The following is a 17,717-nucleotide window of genomic DNA, read 5'->3' on the forward strand; positions in this document are numbered from 1 at the left end:
ATAAGACTGAGGCTATTGAGTTAGCCAACTGAAGAGTTTACCAAGAGTGAGGCTGAAGGATTCGGCAAAGGGTGGGACGGGTAAAAGATCGCTCTCTTGTTCATAAACGGCGATGGTGCGATCGCCAAAATAAACAAACACGAGTTCCTCTTCTGGGTCAATCAACCATCCCATTTGGGTGCTGTGGGCGAGGCTGTGAAGGATGTTACGGATAACTTTGGTTTGGCTTTGGTCGGGGGAGAGGATTTCTATCATCCAGTTGGGTGCGATGGCGAAGGTATTGGACACTTTGCCGTTTTGATCGCGGGGAATGCGTTCCCAAGTGAAGACTGCAATATCAGGAACAATTGACCTACCGCCAAAAGTGCAACGGAGTTCGGAATAAGCGCGGGCGATGTGTCCAGGTTTGAGCGCTTGGTTGATGTCAGTAGCAAGGTCAAGCTGAATTGTACTGTGTTTTCCTTGGGGCATGGGTTTCTGGATAATCTGACCGTCGATGAATTCAGTGGCAGGTTTGGTTTCCGGCAGCTTGAGAAATTCGTCGAGGGTCAAGGGTTTGGCAGGAGTTTGAACCATTGCCGTTTGGGGTGCGTGGGTTGTGAGTATTCTGACAATTCAGGTCATGTGGAAAAGCTAACACGAAACCTAACCCCCCAGCCCCCTTCCCTACAAGGGTTGGGGGAGAAGGAGAGCTTTTCTAATCTGGTGAGTTAGTGCGGTGTTGGAATTTCCAGCGAAAGAGGCTGAATCTATTGCAAATTTTGAGTGACTCAGACAGAATACTATGTCTACTGAATATAGGAAAATTTTTTTATCGGATTGCCGTATTCAAAACTAGTGTTGGGTGTTGAGGTTAAATAGTATTTGATGCAAACACAAGATAGGGTAAAAGTCAATCAAATCGCAACGGCGATCGCAGCCAGCCAAAAATATCTGCTTTCGATTCAAAATCCGGCAGGTTATTGGTGGGCAGAGTTAGAATCTAATGTCACCATCACTGCTGAAGTTGTCCTCCTCCATAAGATTTGGCGAACAGACCAAACCAGACCTTTGCACAAAATTGAAGCATATCTGCGTCAAGAGCAACGGCAGCATGGCGGCTGGGAACTTTGCTACGGTGACGGCGGAGAACTTAGCACCTCAGTTGAAGCCTATATGGCCCTGAGGCTGCTAGGTGTACCAGCAAGGGATCCGGCGATGATTCGGGCGCAAGCTTTTATTCTCCAACGCGGTGGAATCAGCAAAACTCGGATTTTTACCAAATTGCACCTAGCCTTGATTGGCTGCTACAACTGGCGCGGTATTCCCTCGCTACCAGCTTGGGTGATGCTGTTGCCAAAAGCTTTCCCTGTCAATATCTATGAGATGTCTAGCTGGGCACGTTCCAGCACCGTACCATTACTGATTGTATGCGATCGCAAACCTGTTTTTCTCACCGATCCAACGATCAACCTAGATGAACTGTACGCTGAAGGTGTTGATCAAGTCCGTTGGGAATTACCCCAAAGTGGCCATTGGACAGATTTATTTCTCACCCTTGATCAGGGGTTCAAGTTGGCAGAAAGTCTCAATTTAGTGCCCTTTCGTGAAGAAGGTATCAAAGTTGCCGAAAAATGGATTTTAGAGCGCCAAGAAGCTACAGGCGACTGGGGCGGCATTATTCCCGCAATGTTGAATTCAATGCTGGCTTTGCGGTGTCTGAATTATGACCAAAGCGATCCCATTGTAGAACGAGGTTTGCAAGCAATTGATAACTTTGCCATTGAAAGAGAGGATTGCTACCGAGTTCAACCTTGTGTTTCACCCGTTTGGGATACAGCTTGGGTGATGCGTGCTTTGGTAGAATCTGGTTTTGCACCAGATGATCCGGCTGTGGTACAGGCTGGAGAATGGTTGTTGCAAAAACAAATTTTAGACTACGGAGATTGGGCTGTCAAAAATCGCCAGGGAAAACCAGGGGCTTGGGCTTTTGAGTTTGACAATCGGTTTTATCCTGATGTAGACGACTCGGCTGTGGTGGTGATGGCTCTACATTTAGCAAAACTCCCCAATGAAAAAATCAAACAAGGTGCGATCGCTCGTGCGTTAAAATGGATTGCATCTATGCAATGTAAACCAGGTGGGTGGGCTGCTTTTGATTTGGACAATGACCAAGATTGGCTCAACTCCATTCCCTATGGCGACTTGAAAGCGATGATTGATCCAAACACCGCAGATGTTACGGCTAGGGTGGTGGAAATGTTGGGTGCTTGTGATTTGTCTATTGATAGTGATAATTTGGAGCGATCGCTTACTTATCTTCTGCGCCAACAAGAAACTGAAGGCTGTTGGTTTGGTCGTTGGGGTGTAAATTATATTTACGGCACTAGCGGTGTTTTGTCAGCTTTGGCATTAATTGACCCTCAAAGGCATAAACTCAGTATAGAACGGGGAGCAGCTTGGTTAGTTGGATGTCAAAACCCAGACGGTGGTTGGGGTGAGACTTGCCGCAGCTACGACGATCCCACTCTCAAAGGAAAAGGAAATAGTACTGCATCTCAAACTGCTTGGGCTTTAATTGGGTTGATAGCAGCAGGTGAAGCAACTGGTAAATTAGCTATTGAGGCTATTGAGGGGGGAATTGACTACCTCGTAGCAACTCAACAGCCCGATGGTACTTGGTTTGAGGCGGACTTTACAGGTACCGGCTTCCCAAGCCATTTTTATCTCAAATATCATATGTATCAACAATACTTTCCTTTAATCGCTCTAGGTCGCTATCAAGCAGTGATTCAAAAAGGTTAATTGCTGTTACTGCGTTAAGTAGAGCGACGCAAATAAAGCTAACTGGCTAAAGCTGTCATTTGTCACTTGTACTGAGCGAAGTCGAAGTATTTGTCCTTCGTCATTTATAAGGATTTCAGGTGTATTTACGTTTCGTAATATAGCTTGGTTTATTCTTGCTGACTTACTTACCCAGAACCCTTGTAGAGAGGTAGCACTGCTACCTCAAAACAATTCTTTTTCACCAGATGTCTATTGACTCTTAAGCAGCCTAAAAACTACAAAAATGCTAAATTTCAGCACCTGCTTTTGCTTCGGCACCCATTGGCGAAACATAATCACGGAAAAGAGTAATCTGTTGCTCAAAGGCTAATCCTTGAATTCTGCCAAACAATGCTTTAGATTCTGAAGGAAGTTGATAATCATCAGGTATAGGAATGATAGTACCATTTTCCATACCTTGAGATAATCGATACCAAAAGAGTAGCTTTGTAGTATCACCCAAGGAGCCATATTCACGAGAAATTTGGGTATCCACTTTATTAATCAAATCACGCTGAACTTGTAATTGTTGTTCGTGAGATAATTCTTTGACTTGATTAAATAAACCTTCAGCTATTTCTGGCGACACAGTGCTGGCTCCAGGGGCGGCTGGGGTAATTGAACCCCCCATTTCTTTATAGATAAACCAAAACAAGGCAAGTTGCTGATCCACATTTAAATTTTGCCAAGCTTGAACATATTCACGAATAGTTGGATCATTAGTTTGCGTGTATGTCATTATTAACTCCAATTGCAATTAAGTTAGTTTTCTTATAAACGTTATCAAATTTACATTTGGAGTTTTACCCTACCGGAGACAGATGTCTGACAATCAGGAAGAATAAGAATTAGAAACCAATAGGGTTCACGAAAGGGCTGAAACTCTTTTTTTACGAACCACAGAGGCGCAGAGAACACAGAGAGAAGAGAGAAGGAGGAAATGCTTAACCCAAGTGTATTGAATTAGAAACAGAATATCAATCGGGCGGAGTATTTTTATGTCTTAAAAGCATTTGGGATAATTACCCAACATTAAGGGTATTTAGAGGGTCTAGAGCTTTTAATACCGACAAGAAGACTTTTCAAACGTCCTTATGATTTACGCAAAATCATGAAAGAACGAACCGCCATCGCGTAGCGTCTCCCCCTGGGAGAAGTACGCCAAGTACGCCAAGAAATAAGAGTTTCAGAGAGTTATTGCGTAAGTCTTAATCCTCTTGTTCTCGCCGATTTTGATAATCTTCAGAAGATTTTGGATCTAACTCCCAGCGATCGCCGTCACGTTGTTCTAAAATATCATTGGTATGGAGAAACGCCAAATCGTCCATTTCTAGCCCCACTGCTGCTTCTAGCTCTTCAGTTACATTTTGATCGGGAGTGGAAGTACTACCACCAACAGCTTCATCTCCAACTGCATCTGCATCTTGCCAATAAGCGTCAACGTCCCCACCAGTAAGTTCAGGACTAGTTTCAGTGTACTCGTCTCTTTCTGCTCTCATTGAGCGCCCACCAATATTGTATCCTGGTAAGTCTTTCACACCAGTACCGTAGGATTCGGTAATTTCTTGTGGCAAATCATTGGTTTTAATTTGGTCATTAGGATTTTTTTTAGCCATGATATTAGCCCTTTTGTGCATTCTCACAATAACGTTTCCCTGGCACAAATTTGTCTAACTAGAGATGTATAGCTGCTCAAAGAATCTCTCCCCTGGGAACGAAGCTAAACTAGCGATCGCTCCATAAGATTGTAAACATGAATTCATGGTCGAGCAATTTGTAGTTGAAGTTTTTAGTTATGAGTCAGGAGTGACCAAACGGAAATTATTCAGTGGCTAACTTCTGACTTATAACTATTTTCTATTTAGAAAAATAAGAATCATAGCTGTTTAAGTCTCGCTAATCAATAAATCTTGTAGCTAGTTAAATACTAGAAATAAACAGGCAATACCCTCTATGACTGACTATAAGAATCACTCCGGTAAGAAAAAAATTGCAATCCTCATTGAACAGGCGGTAGAGGATTCAGAGTTTACAGTCCCTTATAATGGACTAAAACAAGCAGGAATGGAGGTGTTAGTCCTCGGTTCCCGAATGAATGAAAAATATAAGGGCAAACAGGGAAAAGTTAGCATACAAGCTGATGGTACTACAACGGAAGCGATCGCGGCCGAATTCGATGCAGTGGTGATCCCTGGTGGGATGGCTCCTGATAAAATGCGGCGTAACCCTAATACGGTACGCTTTGTTCAAGAAGCTATACAACAAGGAAAATTGGTAGCTGCGGTTTGTCACGGGCCACAAGTTTTGATTGAAGGGGACTTGCTCAAAGGTAAACAAGTTACTGGCTTTAGCGCTATTGCCAAAGACATGATTAACGCTGGTGCAAATTATCTAGATGAGGCGTTAGTAGTTGACGGTAATTTGATTACATCTCGTGAACCTGGAGACTTGGCAATTTTCACCACAGCTATTTTGAACCGTTTGGGTTATGGTGGCAAAGATGCTGCATTGCCAAATGAAAAAGACACAAGTGCTGAATGGTGGAAGCTGGCTGATGCTTGGGGTGGCTCAACTAAAGGTGATATTAGCAAAGGTTTAAATACTGCTCTTACTGGTGAACGTTATTCCTTAGAAGCATTTGAGAAGTACTGGGAAAAGGAATCAGATAGCGAAGTAAAATCAGTCTTTCAACAAATTATTGCTAATAAACAGCGCCATATTGAAAAACTGGAAACCTATCTTCAGCGATTGGGCGAAAAACCTTCCTTAGGAGCAAATATTGCTAATCAGTATGCCAAGGTGAAAACTGCCTTAACAGGAAGTGATGACATATATCAGTTACGTTCTGCTTTGGGGGATGTCCAAACTGGTATTGGCGATATTGGCAATCTGTGTGCAATGTACACTGACCCAGTAGCAACTGCTATTTTCAAAGAAATTTACCACGATTTATTGAAATCGGAACAGCAATTAGTAGAGCTATATCGGGGGCGGATACTGGCTGAAATTCAGCCTCCTAAGCCGACTACAGGGGCAGCTGTGTCGATGTAAGGGAGCCTGTACCACCTTCGTGTAGCGTCTCGTAGAGAAGAACACAGAGATATGTGATTAATTTACTGTGATGGAGAGATAAAACAGTGACTTCGACATCAGGTGATAAACTGACTACTAACCAGAGTGAAGCTAGTGAAGTAGAGCGTTGGGCATCTCTTATCGGTGGTGGTGCTATGGTGCTGATGGGTTTAAGGCAAGGTTCATTGCGGGGAGTGCTGACGGCTTTAGCTGGTAGCGGTTTGATTTATCAAGGTGCGACGAAGCAAAGCACAATTGGGCAAGCACAGGAAGTAATAAAAATAAACCAAGCCATCAAAGTTGAAAAGACGGTAACAATTAATAAATCGGCAGAAGAATTATATCGCTTTTGGCACAACTTTGAAAATTTGCCCACATTTATGAAGCATCTCAAATCAGTCCAAGTGTATAACGAAAAACGTTCTCATTGGATAGCCAATGCACCATTGGGTAATAGCGTAGAATGGGATGCAGATATTCTCGAAGACCGGGAAAATGAGTTTATTTCTTGGGCTTCTGTGGAAGGTGCAGATGTTGATAATTCCGGTTTTGTCCGCTTCCAAAAAGCACTAGGCGATCGCGGCACTGAAGTAAAGATTGTCTTAGAATATAACCTACCTGGCGGAGCATTGGGGGCTACCGTAGCGAAACTTTTCGGTGAAGAACCAAAACAGCAAATTGGTGATGAATTGCGCCGCTTTAAGATGCTAATGGAAGCAGGCGAAATTGCCACCACCGAAGGTCAATCAAGGGGGCATAAGTAGTCATTTACACAATAAAGCCTACGTAATGGGAGCCGAAAAAGCGATCGCTATTGATAGCTTTCCCGAACGCCTGAAAATGGCGAAAAAGTTTGCCAAAGCAGAACTGATTAACTACAAATAAGTTAATGCTGGCGAAGCGTTGAAAGAGATGACTGGTGGCTGTGGCATTGATGGTGTTGGTTTACATGACCATCACATTTTTCAACAAAAAAAGGATAACTCCATCAAAGTTGTTCTTAAACCCTGAATGGTGAAGAGTCATTCAGTATTTTGAATTGTACACCCAACATAATGCAATTGAGGTTTTTTATGAATCGAGTAATTTCATGGCTGCAAAATATTCGCATTTCTCAAATACTTATAGTTTTCCTCGTAGGATTTATGTTTCTAATGGGTCAGGCTTTTAGCGACACTAACATAGCACTGGCTGATGTTAAAACTCCAGAAGGGACTTATTACAGAATAACCCCAAATGAGCAAGGTGAAATTAGAAATGATACCCAAATCAGAAACTCCCAAAATCCATTAAAAGGTGCTGTTGATAATATCCGTGAAAAGTTAAACTTGGATGAAAAAACTCCTGAAGCTACCAAAGAGTTTTTTGATCCCGCAAGAAACACAGCCGAAGAAAAAGCTCAGTCATCTGATGGTTCTTATCAAAATAATCCTAACAAGCAGATGAGAGATAGAAGCTAGACTTATAACAATTTTTGAGTCTAAAATTTTGACTCATAAATTATGCAATAAGTTATTGAGACGCGATTATGATCGCGTCTCCTAATCATAATAAATCCCAGAGCATTCGTGACAAGTTAAGGCAAAATTCGTTTTGTCAATAGTAATTATGCTGTAAACCATAATTTTTCTGAGTATTTAATTAAGCTTTGTACTGAGGTTTGGGAGTAAGAATGAACGATGCTTTTGAATTTGACGCCCAGGTGCAGCCAGCCGTAGGCATCGCTGGCTAAAAATTTGTGTTTCCGACCTCAAATTTTAGCAAAATTTTAAGCACTATTACTTATTGACAAATAGTTAATGACCTTAACTTGTCACCAATGATCCCAGAGCTATTTCATTCTCATCTAGCCCGTCTCAGAATGAATTCTGAGTCTAATAGCGAAAGTCGTCTAAAGACGACTGAGAACAAAGACGACTAAGAAAAGGTTATAGTCCGTTTTAACGGACTTTAGCTATGAGCCAGGAACTTAAGTTCCGGGTGGTTTATGAAAAAAGTGAAGGTTTAAAACCGTTTCCTGTTCCCTTTCATGTCTAGGCTGAAATAGCCCTGTGATAAATCCAATATTTATCTTGATATTAACGAGCCATAAATCATAACTAAGGACTAAATAATTATGAAAGCAGTTTGCTGGCATGGAGCAAACGATGTCCGGGTGGAAACAGTTCCCGACCCCAAAATCATCAACCCACGCGATGCCATTATTAAAATTACATCCACGGCAATTTGTGGTTCTGATTTGCATATTTACAACGGCTACATTCCCACAATGGAAAAAGGCGACATCCTTGGACATGAATTCATGGGGGAAGTCGTAGAGCTTGGAAGTGCAGTTAAAAATGTGAAAGTAGGCGATCGCGTCGTTGTCCCTTTCACCATATCATGCGGTAATTGCTTTTTTTGCAATCGGGATTTATGGTCACTGTGCGATAACTCTAACCCCAACGCTTGGTTAGTAGAAAAGCAAATGGGCTATTCGCCATCAGGTCTATTTGGCTACTCTCATTTATTCGGCGGTTATGCCGGTGGTCAAGCAGAGTATGCACGAGTGCCCTTTGCCGATGTCGGCTTGCTCAAAATCCCCGATGGTTTAACGGATGAGCAAGTGCTGTTTTTAACAGATATTTTTCCCACTGGCTATATGGCAGCCGAGAACTGCAACATCCAATATGGTGATATTGTCGCCATTTGGGGTTGTGGGCCAGTCGGACAATTCGCCATCAAAAGTGCATATATGCTAGGTGCAGAACGTGTAATCGCCATTGACCGCATTCCCGAACGTCTACAAATGGCTAAAGAATACGGTAAAGCTGAAGTTCTCAACTACGAAGAAGTGGATGTCGGCGAAGCGTTGAAAGAGATGACTGGTGGTCGTGGCCCCGATGCTTGCATAGATGCAGTGGGAATGGAGGCACACGGCACAGATTTTATGGCGTTGTACGACCAAGTAAAGCAAGCAGTACGTCTAGAAACAGACCGTCCAACGGCATTACGACAAGTAATTGTGTCTTGTCGAAAAGGTGGTCACGTATCAATTCCGGGTGTGTACGGTGGCTTTGTAGACAAAGTGCCGATGGGTGCTGCGATGAACAAGGGTCTAACCTTGAAAATGGGACAAACGCACGTCCACAAGTATTTAAAACCTTTGTTAGAACACATCCAAAATGGTGACATTGATCCAACGTTTATCATCACTCACAGCTTACCTTTAGAACAAGCGCCTCACGGCTACGAAATTTTTAAGGATAAGAAAGATAACTGCATCAAAGTTGTACTCAAACCTTAATAGACATCTGGTGAAATTAAATATGCGTTACCCATAACCCTTGTAAGTAGGTCGGCGTAATTAAAGATAACTGGCTAAGGTTGTCATTTGTCATTTGTCATTTGTCCTTTGTCATTGGTCACTAGGAAAGATTTTAAGCCTATTTACGTTTCGTAACATACTTTGATTTTTTCGCGCCAACTTACTTAGAGACGTAGCACTGCTACGTCAGAAAAATTCTTTTTCAGGCTTTTGATAGATTAAGAACGTTGAACTAATGACAGCAATGTTAGAAACGAAATCCTTATCTGTTGACTTCTCCAAAGAAAAAGAAGATGGGTATAAGCGAATTTTTTCGCAACTGTTTAAACAATCTACCGGTGCGACTCCACATCAATATATTATTCGCTGTCGGATTGAAAAAGCTAAACAGTTGTTGCTTCAAAGGGAATTTTCCATTGCAGAGATTGCTACTCAAGTTGGTTTTGTCGATCAAAGCCATCTTAATCGCTACTTCAAGCGTCTCATGGGAGTTACGCCTAAAACAGTTTTACAAAAAAAATAGGAAAAACATCCAAAAATAGGACGAATATACAAGACTACAGTCCATAAGATTTCAATAATGGAGGCTACTGGTTTATCGCATTAAATTATGACCGTCGGTAGAAAGATTGAAACTAGAACTGAACCCATGCTGCTCAACATGGGCCCTCACCATCCCTCTATGCATGGGTGTTTTAGATTGATTGTCACCCTGGATGGTGAAGATGTCGTAGATTGTGAACCAGTCCTTGGCTATCTGCATAGAGGTATGGAAAAAATTGCTGAGAACCGCAGCAATATTATGTATGTCCCCTACGTTAGTCGGTGGGACTATGCAGCAGGGATGTTTAACGAAGCGGTTACAGTTAATGCCCCAGAAAAATTGGCTGATATTACTGTCCCGAAACGGGCTAGCTATATCCGTGTGATCATGCTGGAATTGAATCGGATTGCTAATCACCTGCTGTGGTTGGGCCCATTCTTACTTGATACGGGTGCTGGAACTCCCTTTTTCTACATCTTCCGCGAACGAGAGTTGATTTATGACTTGTGGGAAGCCGCTACAGGTTATCGGATGGTAAACAACAACTACTTTCGTATTGGCGGCGTGGCAGCAGATTTACCTTCCGGCTGGGTAGACAAGTGCGAAGATTTCTGCGATTATTTTTTTCCTAAAGTAGATGAGTATGAGCGCTTAATTACCAATAATCCCATTTTCCGCCGTCGGGTTCAAGGTGTAGGCGCGATCGCTCGTGAAGAAGCCATCAACTGGGGGCTTTCTGGCCCGATGTTACGCGCTTCTGGTGTGAAATGGGATTTGCGGAAAGTAGACCATTATGAGTGCTACGACGACTTCGACTGGGAAGTGCAATGTGATACTGCTGGCGATTGTTATGCTCGTTACTTGGTACGAATTCGGGAAATGCGCGAATCGGTGAAAATTATTCGCCAAGCCCTCAAAGGACTTCCTGGCGGTGCTTTTGAGAACCTGGAAGCCAAGCGCATGGCAGCAGGGAAAAAATCTCAGTGGGATGGCTTTGATTATCAGTACATCGCCAAAAAAGTTGCCCCCACCTTTAAGATTCCCAAGGGCGAAATTTACACCCGTCTAGAAAGTGGTAAAGGTGAATTGGGAATTTATCTAATTGGCGATGATCACACCTTCCCCTGGCGATGGAAAATTCGTCCTGCCGATTTTAATAACTTGCAAGTATTACCCGAAATCTTACGCGGCGTGAAGGTTGCCGATTTAGTTGTAGTATTGGGTAGTATCGATATCATCATGGGATCAGTAGATCGATAGTCATCCACGAATATTAGTGACCAAGTGACCGAATAATTCGTAATTCGTAATTAAAAACTTAGAAATTATGAATTAACGCCATGTGCAACTTTACTCTCAAACCTAACCCCCAACCCCTTCCCTACCAGGGAAGGGGAGTAAGAATCAAAGCCTCTCCCCGAAACGGGGAGAGGAATCGAAGTGGGGTTTTAAGAATAACTTGCACATTGCGTGAATTAATCAATAATTAATTCATCCTTGGCGTCAAAACCCCTAATTTTAATTAGAAAAAATAAAATTAGGCAAAGCCAACTTTATTCAAGCCCCAGGATTTATCCTTTGGGGTAATAATTACGAATTACGAATTACGAATTGGAGCGAAGCGACTTGACACCTTCCCTAGTAAGTAAGTTGGCGCGAAAAAACCTAAATATGTTACGAAACGTAAATAGGGTTAAAACCCTTGTAAATGACGAAGGACAAATGACAAATGACAGCCTTAGCCAGTTAGCTTTAATTGCGCCGACCTACTTATTTCCAAAAGCGATCGCTCTATAAATTCACTGACAAATTTATTGCCTTGCAAATTGAGGTGAATGTGGTCGTGAAACAAACCTTGTGGGTTGGTAGTTGAATTGAATATCGGCAAAAAGTCTATATAGTTAATTTGCTGCGTTTTGGTAAAATCGCTCAAGCGCTGACGTGCTTTAATTTCGTAATCACGGGGGCCTGGTTCACCAATTTCTCGTAGTAAGGGAGTCATAACTAGTAGAAATTGGCTATTGCTTTGGCGAGTCAGGGCTTGAATTTTAGCGATCGCCTCCAGATTAATTCCCACGCGATCGCCTGGCTCATTTTGCACGGCTTGCAGTTCGGGTATTGGCTTTTGCTTGAGGATATAACGCTGCCACACTTCCATTAATGCCAGCAGAGGTTTACGATCTGGATAATTGCGATCGCGTCCTACTGGTAAAGAAGTGGGAGGAGTTGCAAATAAGTCATCAGTATTAATTAATAGCACTACAGCTTGGGCGTTGAAATTGCCAAACTTCTCTAAATAAGCTAATTCGTTCCTTGGCCCCCAAGAGTTAGCGGAAGCATTTAGTACTTCTACTTCCTGATAATTACTATTAGTAGATGATGCCAGAGAACGCATCATCAAACTAGATATGGTATTAGTCTGATCTGTCCACCAGCCACCATTAGCGATAGAATCACCTAACAGGAAAACTCGCAGATCTGAAGGTGCGGGTATGTTTTTTATCGGACTACCTCGCATAGAATATTCATTAATTTCAATGCAATTACCAAAACGACGGGTACGCTGGTTAGGAGCCAACAAATAACCAATCTGCTCATCGCCAATATAAATCAGGGGATTACCAAAACCAAAGAGCGATCGCAGCCCGATTTCAACTACCACAAACAATCCCACAACTACCGCCGAAATTACGATCAGTGCCATCTTCACCTACTCACACCCTTTTATACTGAGTTACTGTTCAACGATAGTAACTGACGAATTGGGCATTGGGCATGGGTAAACCCGGATTTCTCACCACACCTCTTAAAGCCTGCGTTTGTGCAGGGGAGAAGTAATAAGTAATGAGTAAGAAGTAAGAAGTAAGAAGTTTTTACTCATTACTCATTACTTATCTTCTGCTCCATCAAACGCCTTGAGCTTGTGAGAAATGCGGGGTAAAGAGGCACAGGGGCAGAGAGCAGAGTTGAAGAATTTTCCCCCATCCCTAATTTTGTATAAATAAGATTAATCACTCTGGAGAAGTACGTAATTGTGGGGATTTAAAAATTTTGGACTTTGGACAAAATAGTATTAGGGATTTAACATTATCCGCAAACACAAGGACTACAATCAAAACGGATAAATGTCTCATGCTCCAACCAAAGAGGATTACAAAGCTGTGTCCGACTTAAATCGAGGAATTATGAAATTTGAGGGTGCAGATTCCCCCAAAGTAGTCACTATCTCTACCGTGTTGCTTTTGGGATCGATCGCTGCTCTTATCATCTGGGCGCTGCAAGCTGCCTATGCGCTAAACTAAAACCATTAGTGGCCTAAAAGGACACTGGCAAAAACGGTTTCCGTCCTAGCCAAGTGTCCATTTAGCAACTAACGCCCTGTGCAACTTTATCTAAAACCTAACCCCCAACCCCTTCCCTACAAGGGAAGGGGAGCAAGAATCAAAGCCTCTCGACCTTTGGAGGAGAGGTTTGGAAGCGGGTTTTAAGAATAGTTGCACATCGCCTCAACTAATAAATAAAAGCCCCCTAACAACCATCAAAAATTTCAGAAAAACTTTAGATTTGAGATTTGAGGTTTTAGACGGAAAATTTAAATCTAAAATCCAAAATCCAGAATGTTTGAACCTTGGGGTGTCTTAGTTATTTTAATTATCTGCCCCCTTTTGGGCGGATTACCCCTGATTGCATGGATAACTTACGCTCTCACAGGCAAACAGTTATCACAAGTTGGTACTAAAAATATCAGTGTCTCGGCTGCCTTTTATCACGGTGGTAAATTTGTCGGCATTCTGGCAGTTTTATCAGAAGCTTTGAAAGGAGTTGCAGCAGTCTTACTCAGCCGCGTTTTCTTCCCAGATGGCTCGTCTTGGGAATTACTTGCGCTCATCGCTCTGGTAATCGGTAGATACTGGATAAGCAGAGGGGCAGGTACAACAAATGTCGTATGGGGATTTGTTGTACATGATCCACTGGTAGCAATATTTGTATCCTTCTTTGCAGGTATTAGTTTTACAATTCTCCAATCAAGACAGGTAGTCAAATTTGGGGTTTTGCTTCTCTTTCCTCTGTTTGTCGCACTTCTGCACATTAGCGATATACCGAGAATGGTTGGTGCTGTTGCTTTAGCTGGTTTAATGGGCTGGATTTATACCAAAATTCCTGATGATATGAACTTGTCAGTCAAAGATGCCCAAACAGAATCGCAACCAATGTTGGAATTTTTACGGGGCGATGGCGCTATGGTTTCTCTAGATCAAGAGTTGGATGCTGCCATCGTCGGCGAAAAGGCGGCTACCTTATCTCAAATTAAGCGCTGGGGCTATCCAGTCCCCAAGGGGTGGGTACTCGCCCCAATTGATGATCCTGAACTGTTGACAGAATTTCTCCAGCCATCAGAATTATCCCCCTTGGTGGTGCGTTCTTCTGCCATTGGAGAAGATTCAGAACACTCTTCTGCTGCTGGGCAGTACGAAACAGTTTTAAATGTTACCAGCCCAGAGGCATTACAGCAAGCGATCGCTCAAGTTCAAGCTTCCTACAATCATCCATCTGCTGTCCAATATCGGCGCGATCGCGGCTTAAATGATACAGCAATGGCTGTCTTGATTCAACAACAAGTCCAAAGTGTATATTCTGGTGTCGCTTTCAGCCGCGATCCCATTACCCAGCAAGGTGATGCGATCATCATTGAAGCCCTTCCAGGCAACGCGACACAAGTCGTTTCGGGAAAATTCACACCAGAACAATATCGCGCTTTTGTCTTGGAAACAGAAAATTCTTCCTCTGTACAATTAGAGGGTCAAGGACGAGTACCACAAGCATTAATCAAGCAAGTTGCATATCTAGCCTACCGACTCGAAAAACGTTATCATGGCACTCCTCAAGATATAGAGTGGAGTTATGACGGTCAAACACTCTGGGTGTTGCAATCTCGACCCATCACCACTCTGCTGCCCATTTGGACACGCAAAATCGCCGCCGAAGTGATTCCCGGAGTAATTCACCCCTTAACATGGTCAATTAATCGTCCCTTAACTTGTGGAGTTTGGGGAGAACTTTTCACTTTAGTTTTGGCCGATGGCGCCTTGGGGTTAGATTTCAGCGAAACTGCAACTCTGCACTATTCCAGAGCCTACTTTAACGCATCCCTCTTAGGAGATATTTTTATCCGTATGGGACTGCCGCCAGAAAGTCTAGAATTTTTAACCAGAGGAGCGAAATTAAGTAAACCATCCTTGCAGTCAACCTGGAAAAATTTGCCAGGACTAGGCAAGTTGCTGAAGCGGGAATTAACTTTAGAAAAGGACTTCAAGCAGGATTATCACAAACGGTTTATTCCTGGGTTGTCGCAGTTGGCACAGGAAGATATAGATAACCTGGAACCATCTAAGCTGTTGGCCAGAATTGACTTTATTCTGGATTTGCTGCGTCAAGGAACGTATTACAGCATTTTAGCTCCCTTGAGCGCCGCCCTGCGACAGGCGATTTTTCGGGTGAAGGATGGCCAAATTGATCATAGCCTGACTCCAGAGGTAGCAGCATTGCGATCGCTCAGTGCAATAGCTACAGATGCCAAAGAGGTATTGCTTGAGTTTGAACCACAGCAGGTATTTGAGCAGTTAAAGCAAACCCCAGAGGGAGAGAAAATCCTCCGAGAATTTGACGAATTGCTTCAGGATTACGGCTATTTAAGTGAAGTGGGAACTGATATTTCCGTTCCCACTTGGCGGGAGAATCCCCAGATGATTAAGCAGATGTTTGTGCAATTAATGCAGGGGAACGAACCACAATCAGGCGCTAAAGACGCGATTAATAGCATCTTTGCTGGTAAGCGCAAACGCTCTTTTGTGCAACGGCGTGTGGATATCAAAGGACGAGTTACCGAAGTTTATTCCCGCCTCTTGGCTGAATTGCGTTGGAGTTTTGTCGCCTTAGAAAAGATTTGGTTAAAGTCAGGTTTACTCAAAAAAACAGGAGATATCTTTTTTCTAAACTTTGATGAAGTGCGGAGTTTGGTTGGGGATGACGATTTTAGGTTAATTGAAGAGTTAGACAAGTTAGTGGAATCGAGGCGATCGCAATTTGTGCAAGATAGCGAGTTCATTCAAATACCCCTTTTAGTCTACGGCAATACACCTCCTCACCCCTTAACTCCCTCTGCGCTCTACTCTGACCAAATTTTACAAGGTATTGGAGCCAGTCACGGGCAAGCTGAAGGCAGAGTGAAAGTGTTGCGAAATTTACAAGATGTGCCAGAGATTGACCGAGATACAATTCTAGTAGTCCCATATACAGATTCCGGCTGGGCACCTTTGTTATTAAGGGCTGGGGGATTAATTGCCGAAGTTGGTGGACGCCTTTCTCACGGTGCGATCGTTGCTCGTGAATATGGGATTCCTGCGGTGATGGATGTTCGCGGTGCTACATGGCTCCTGCAAGATGGTCAACGGGTACGGATTGATGGGTCTAGAGGTATTGTGGAATTATCTAACGATTTGAGACCCGAATGATGTACTACTTAACTGAAAAACTGGGCTAGAGGGGATCTAAAACAGTGAGGGCACAACAATGTTGTGCCCTCAGAAAAGTTTGTCGATGATAAACAAAAGTAGATTAGTAAGTACGTTGGTGCGAAAAAACCCAAGTATGCTACGAAACGTAAATAAACTTAAAACCCTTACTAGTGACAAATGACAAATGACAAATGACAAATGACAAATGACAAATGACAAATGACACCCTTAGCCAGTTAACTTTAATTGCGCCAACCTACTTAGAATTTTAATATACCAAGGGTGTCACGCCGCGCATCTGACGTAAAGAATTTATACAAGCAGCACAGTCGCAACCAAATAAGTTGATCGCCATATCGCTTTCTTGGTCATTGAACTCCAGCATCGGAGCATCTTCTTGAGAAAACTCTATTTCCGGCTGATATTTAGGAATTTGAGCCAATACAGAAGCTCTCGCACACACTAAACCCACTTTATGTTTATTGCGTATACAAGATAGCCTGTCTGTGGTTTTGGCTTCTAATTGTGGCTCCATAGCTTGTGCGTGATTGAGCATTACTCCCATAGAGAGAATAGAGCTAATTAGTACAGGAGAAGAAAGCAAACTCAGTATTAATTTGTTCATTAGTTTCCTTAAAAACAATTGCGATCGCTCAGATTATCCGATTAAATCTTACAGCGCAAGTAAACGTATGTCAGGAATCACCAGTGAGTTACTCGCTGCGATCCAATACTGCGTAGGTTTTGGAAAATCGTAGGTTGGGTTGAGGCAATGCGCATAGGTGTCAACTTAACGTTAAAAGGGCGGTTAGAAACCGCGTCTACACAGACGAAACCCGCCTGCGCGGGTTAAAAATATTAATTTTCTCTTAGTCCGCGCAGGCGGACTTTGTTTGTGTAGCCGCGAATTCCATTCGCCCAGGCTTAAGTTGACACCAATGGGCAATGCGTTACCCAACAAAGCCCCCCTGTAGGTTGGGTTTCGTTCCTCAACCCAACCTACACGGGTCAAGGTTTTTGGGCAAAACCTACGCAGTATTGCGCCGCGATCGCACTGTTCCATCTGTTGACATCTACCCCAGCCATGCTCCCAATTTGGGTTTTTAAATAAGAAAAACTGATGTTTTATATCAGCTTTACTGAAGTAATAAAAGTTGATTAAAAATTGTAAAGCAGTGTAAAGTAGTTTTACAGGCAAAGACAAACGAGCCTGATTCATAAACAACTAACCGCATTTATAAAACAATGACAACAACCTTACAACAGCGCTCAAGCGCCAACGTATGGGATCGATTCTGCGAATGGATCACCAGCACCAACAACCGGATTTACATCGGTTGGTTCGGAGTAGTGATGATCCCCACCTTGCTAGCGGCCACCGCTTGCTTCGTAATCGCCTTCATCGCCGCACCTCCAGTAGACATCGACGGGATCCGTGAACCAGTTGCAGGTTCGTTGATCTACGGAAACAACA

The 17,717-nt window shown here is 43.0% G+C and carries 14 protein-coding genes and 3 pseudogenes; 11 read left to right on the plus strand and 6 right to left on the minus strand.

Annotated features, from left to right (window positions below; all coding sequences use genetic code 11):
* Positions 1–12: 12 nt before the first annotated feature.
* Positions 13–576: a Uma2 family endonuclease gene (locus tag LC605_RS16285; protein ID WP_229548563.1), complete on the minus strand. Its 564-nt coding sequence runs from the start codon at positions 574–576 to the stop codon at positions 13–15.
* A 291-nt stretch (positions 577–867) separates the two neighbouring features.
* Here LC605_RS16285 and shc point away from each other — a divergent pair, with 291 nt between their 5' ends.
* Entirely contained in the window at positions 868–2,784 is a 1,917-nt protein-coding gene (gene shc / locus LC605_RS16290) for a squalene--hopene cyclase (RefSeq protein WP_229548564.1), read from the plus strand.
* Between the two features lie 268 nt (positions 2,785–3,052).
* Here the strand turns inward: shc and LC605_RS16295 are convergent, their stop codons facing one another.
* On the minus strand, positions 3,053–3,544 hold the full coding sequence (locus LC605_RS16295; protein ID WP_229548565.1) for an orange carotenoid protein N-terminal domain-containing protein: 492 nt from the start codon (positions 3,542–3,544) through the stop codon (positions 3,053–3,055).
* A 469-nt stretch (positions 3,545–4,013) separates the two neighbouring features.
* Positions 4,014–4,421 carry a DUF6335 family protein gene (locus LC605_RS16300; RefSeq protein WP_229548566.1) on the minus strand — a complete coding sequence of 136 codons (408 nt, stop codon included), beginning with the start codon at positions 4,419–4,421 and terminating at the stop codon, positions 4,014–4,016.
* Between the two features lie 337 nt (positions 4,422–4,758).
* Here LC605_RS16300 and LC605_RS16305 point away from each other — a divergent pair, with 337 nt between their 5' ends.
* The 7 genes and pseudogenes from LC605_RS16305 (at position 4,759) to LC605_RS16335 (ending at position 10,988) form a co-directional block, all read left to right on the plus strand.
* Complete coding sequence (locus tag LC605_RS16305) at positions 4,759–5,856, plus strand: DJ-1/PfpI/YhbO family deglycase/protease (protein ID WP_229548567.1); 1,098 nt, start codon at positions 4,759–4,761, stop codon at positions 5,854–5,856.
* Positions 5,857–5,942: 86 nt separating this feature from the next.
* A complete protein-coding gene (locus tag LC605_RS16310) occupies positions 5,943–6,641 on the plus strand; it encodes an SRPBCC family protein (protein ID WP_229548568.1) in 699 nt (232 codons plus the stop codon).
* Between the two features lie 16 nt (positions 6,642–6,657).
* Positions 6,658–6,825: pseudogene (locus LC605_RS16315) on the plus strand (zinc-binding dehydrogenase); the annotation flags it as partial.
* Positions 6,826–6,950: 125 nt separating this feature from the next.
* Positions 6,951–7,337 (plus strand): hypothetical protein, encoded by a 387-nt coding sequence (locus LC605_RS16320; RefSeq protein WP_229548569.1) that lies wholly within the window; start codon positions 6,951–6,953, stop codon positions 7,335–7,337.
* Positions 7,338–7,993: 656 nt separating this feature from the next.
* The gene (locus tag LC605_RS16325) at positions 7,994–9,163 is read left to right on the plus strand and encodes a zinc-dependent alcohol dehydrogenase (protein WP_229548570.1); all 1,170 of its coding nucleotides are present in this window, start codon (positions 7,994–7,996) and stop codon (positions 9,161–9,163) included.
* 331 nt (positions 9,164–9,494) lie between these two features.
* Positions 9,495–9,707: pseudogene (locus tag LC605_RS16330) on the plus strand (helix-turn-helix transcriptional regulator); the annotation flags it as partial.
* 87 nt (positions 9,708–9,794) lie between these two features.
* Positions 9,795–10,988: an NAD(P)H-quinone oxidoreductase subunit H gene (locus LC605_RS16335; protein WP_229548571.1), complete on the plus strand. Its 1,194-nt coding sequence runs from the start codon at positions 9,795–9,797 to the stop codon at positions 10,986–10,988.
* 478 nt (positions 10,989–11,466) lie between these two features.
* On the opposite strand, the gene LC605_RS16340 is transcribed toward LC605_RS16335, so the two are convergent.
* Entirely contained in the window at positions 11,467–12,438 is a 972-nt protein-coding gene (locus LC605_RS16340) for an SGNH/GDSL hydrolase family protein (protein WP_229548572.1), read from the minus strand.
* A gap of 415 nt (positions 12,439–12,853) precedes the next feature.
* Here LC605_RS16340 and LC605_RS16345 point away from each other — a divergent pair, with 415 nt between their 5' ends.
* Together LC605_RS16345 and LC605_RS16350 are read left to right on the plus strand one after the other, a co-directional pair.
* On the plus strand, positions 12,854–13,030 hold the full coding sequence (locus LC605_RS16345; protein WP_229548576.1) for a hypothetical protein: 177 nt from the start codon (positions 12,854–12,856) through the stop codon (positions 13,028–13,030).
* Positions 13,031–13,345: 315 nt separating this feature from the next.
* Complete coding sequence (locus LC605_RS16350) at positions 13,346–16,240, plus strand: glycerol-3-phosphate acyltransferase (RefSeq protein ID WP_229548573.1); 2,895 nt, start codon at positions 13,346–13,348, stop codon at positions 16,238–16,240.
* Between the two features lie 271 nt (positions 16,241–16,511).
* Here the strand turns inward: LC605_RS16350 and LC605_RS16355 are convergent, their stop codons facing one another.
* Positions 16,512–16,868, minus strand: a complete 357-nt coding sequence (locus LC605_RS16355) for a hypothetical protein (protein WP_229548574.1) — start codon at positions 16,866–16,868, stop codon at positions 16,512–16,514.
* Between the two features lie 183 nt (positions 16,869–17,051).
* A complete protein-coding gene (locus LC605_RS16360) occupies positions 17,052–17,462 on the minus strand; it encodes a hypothetical protein (protein WP_229548575.1) in 411 nt (136 codons plus the stop codon).
* A gap of 26 nt (positions 17,463–17,488) precedes the next feature.
* Between LC605_RS16360 and LC605_RS16365 the strand changes: the two are divergent.
* Positions 17,489–17,717, plus strand: a pseudogene (locus LC605_RS16365) (photosystem II q(b) protein); the annotation flags it as partial.

Origin of the sequence: Nostoc sp. CHAB 5836, from assembly GCF_020829445.1 — a bacterium.
GTDB lineage: Bacteria > Cyanobacteriota > Cyanobacteriia > Cyanobacteriales > Nostocaceae > Nostoc.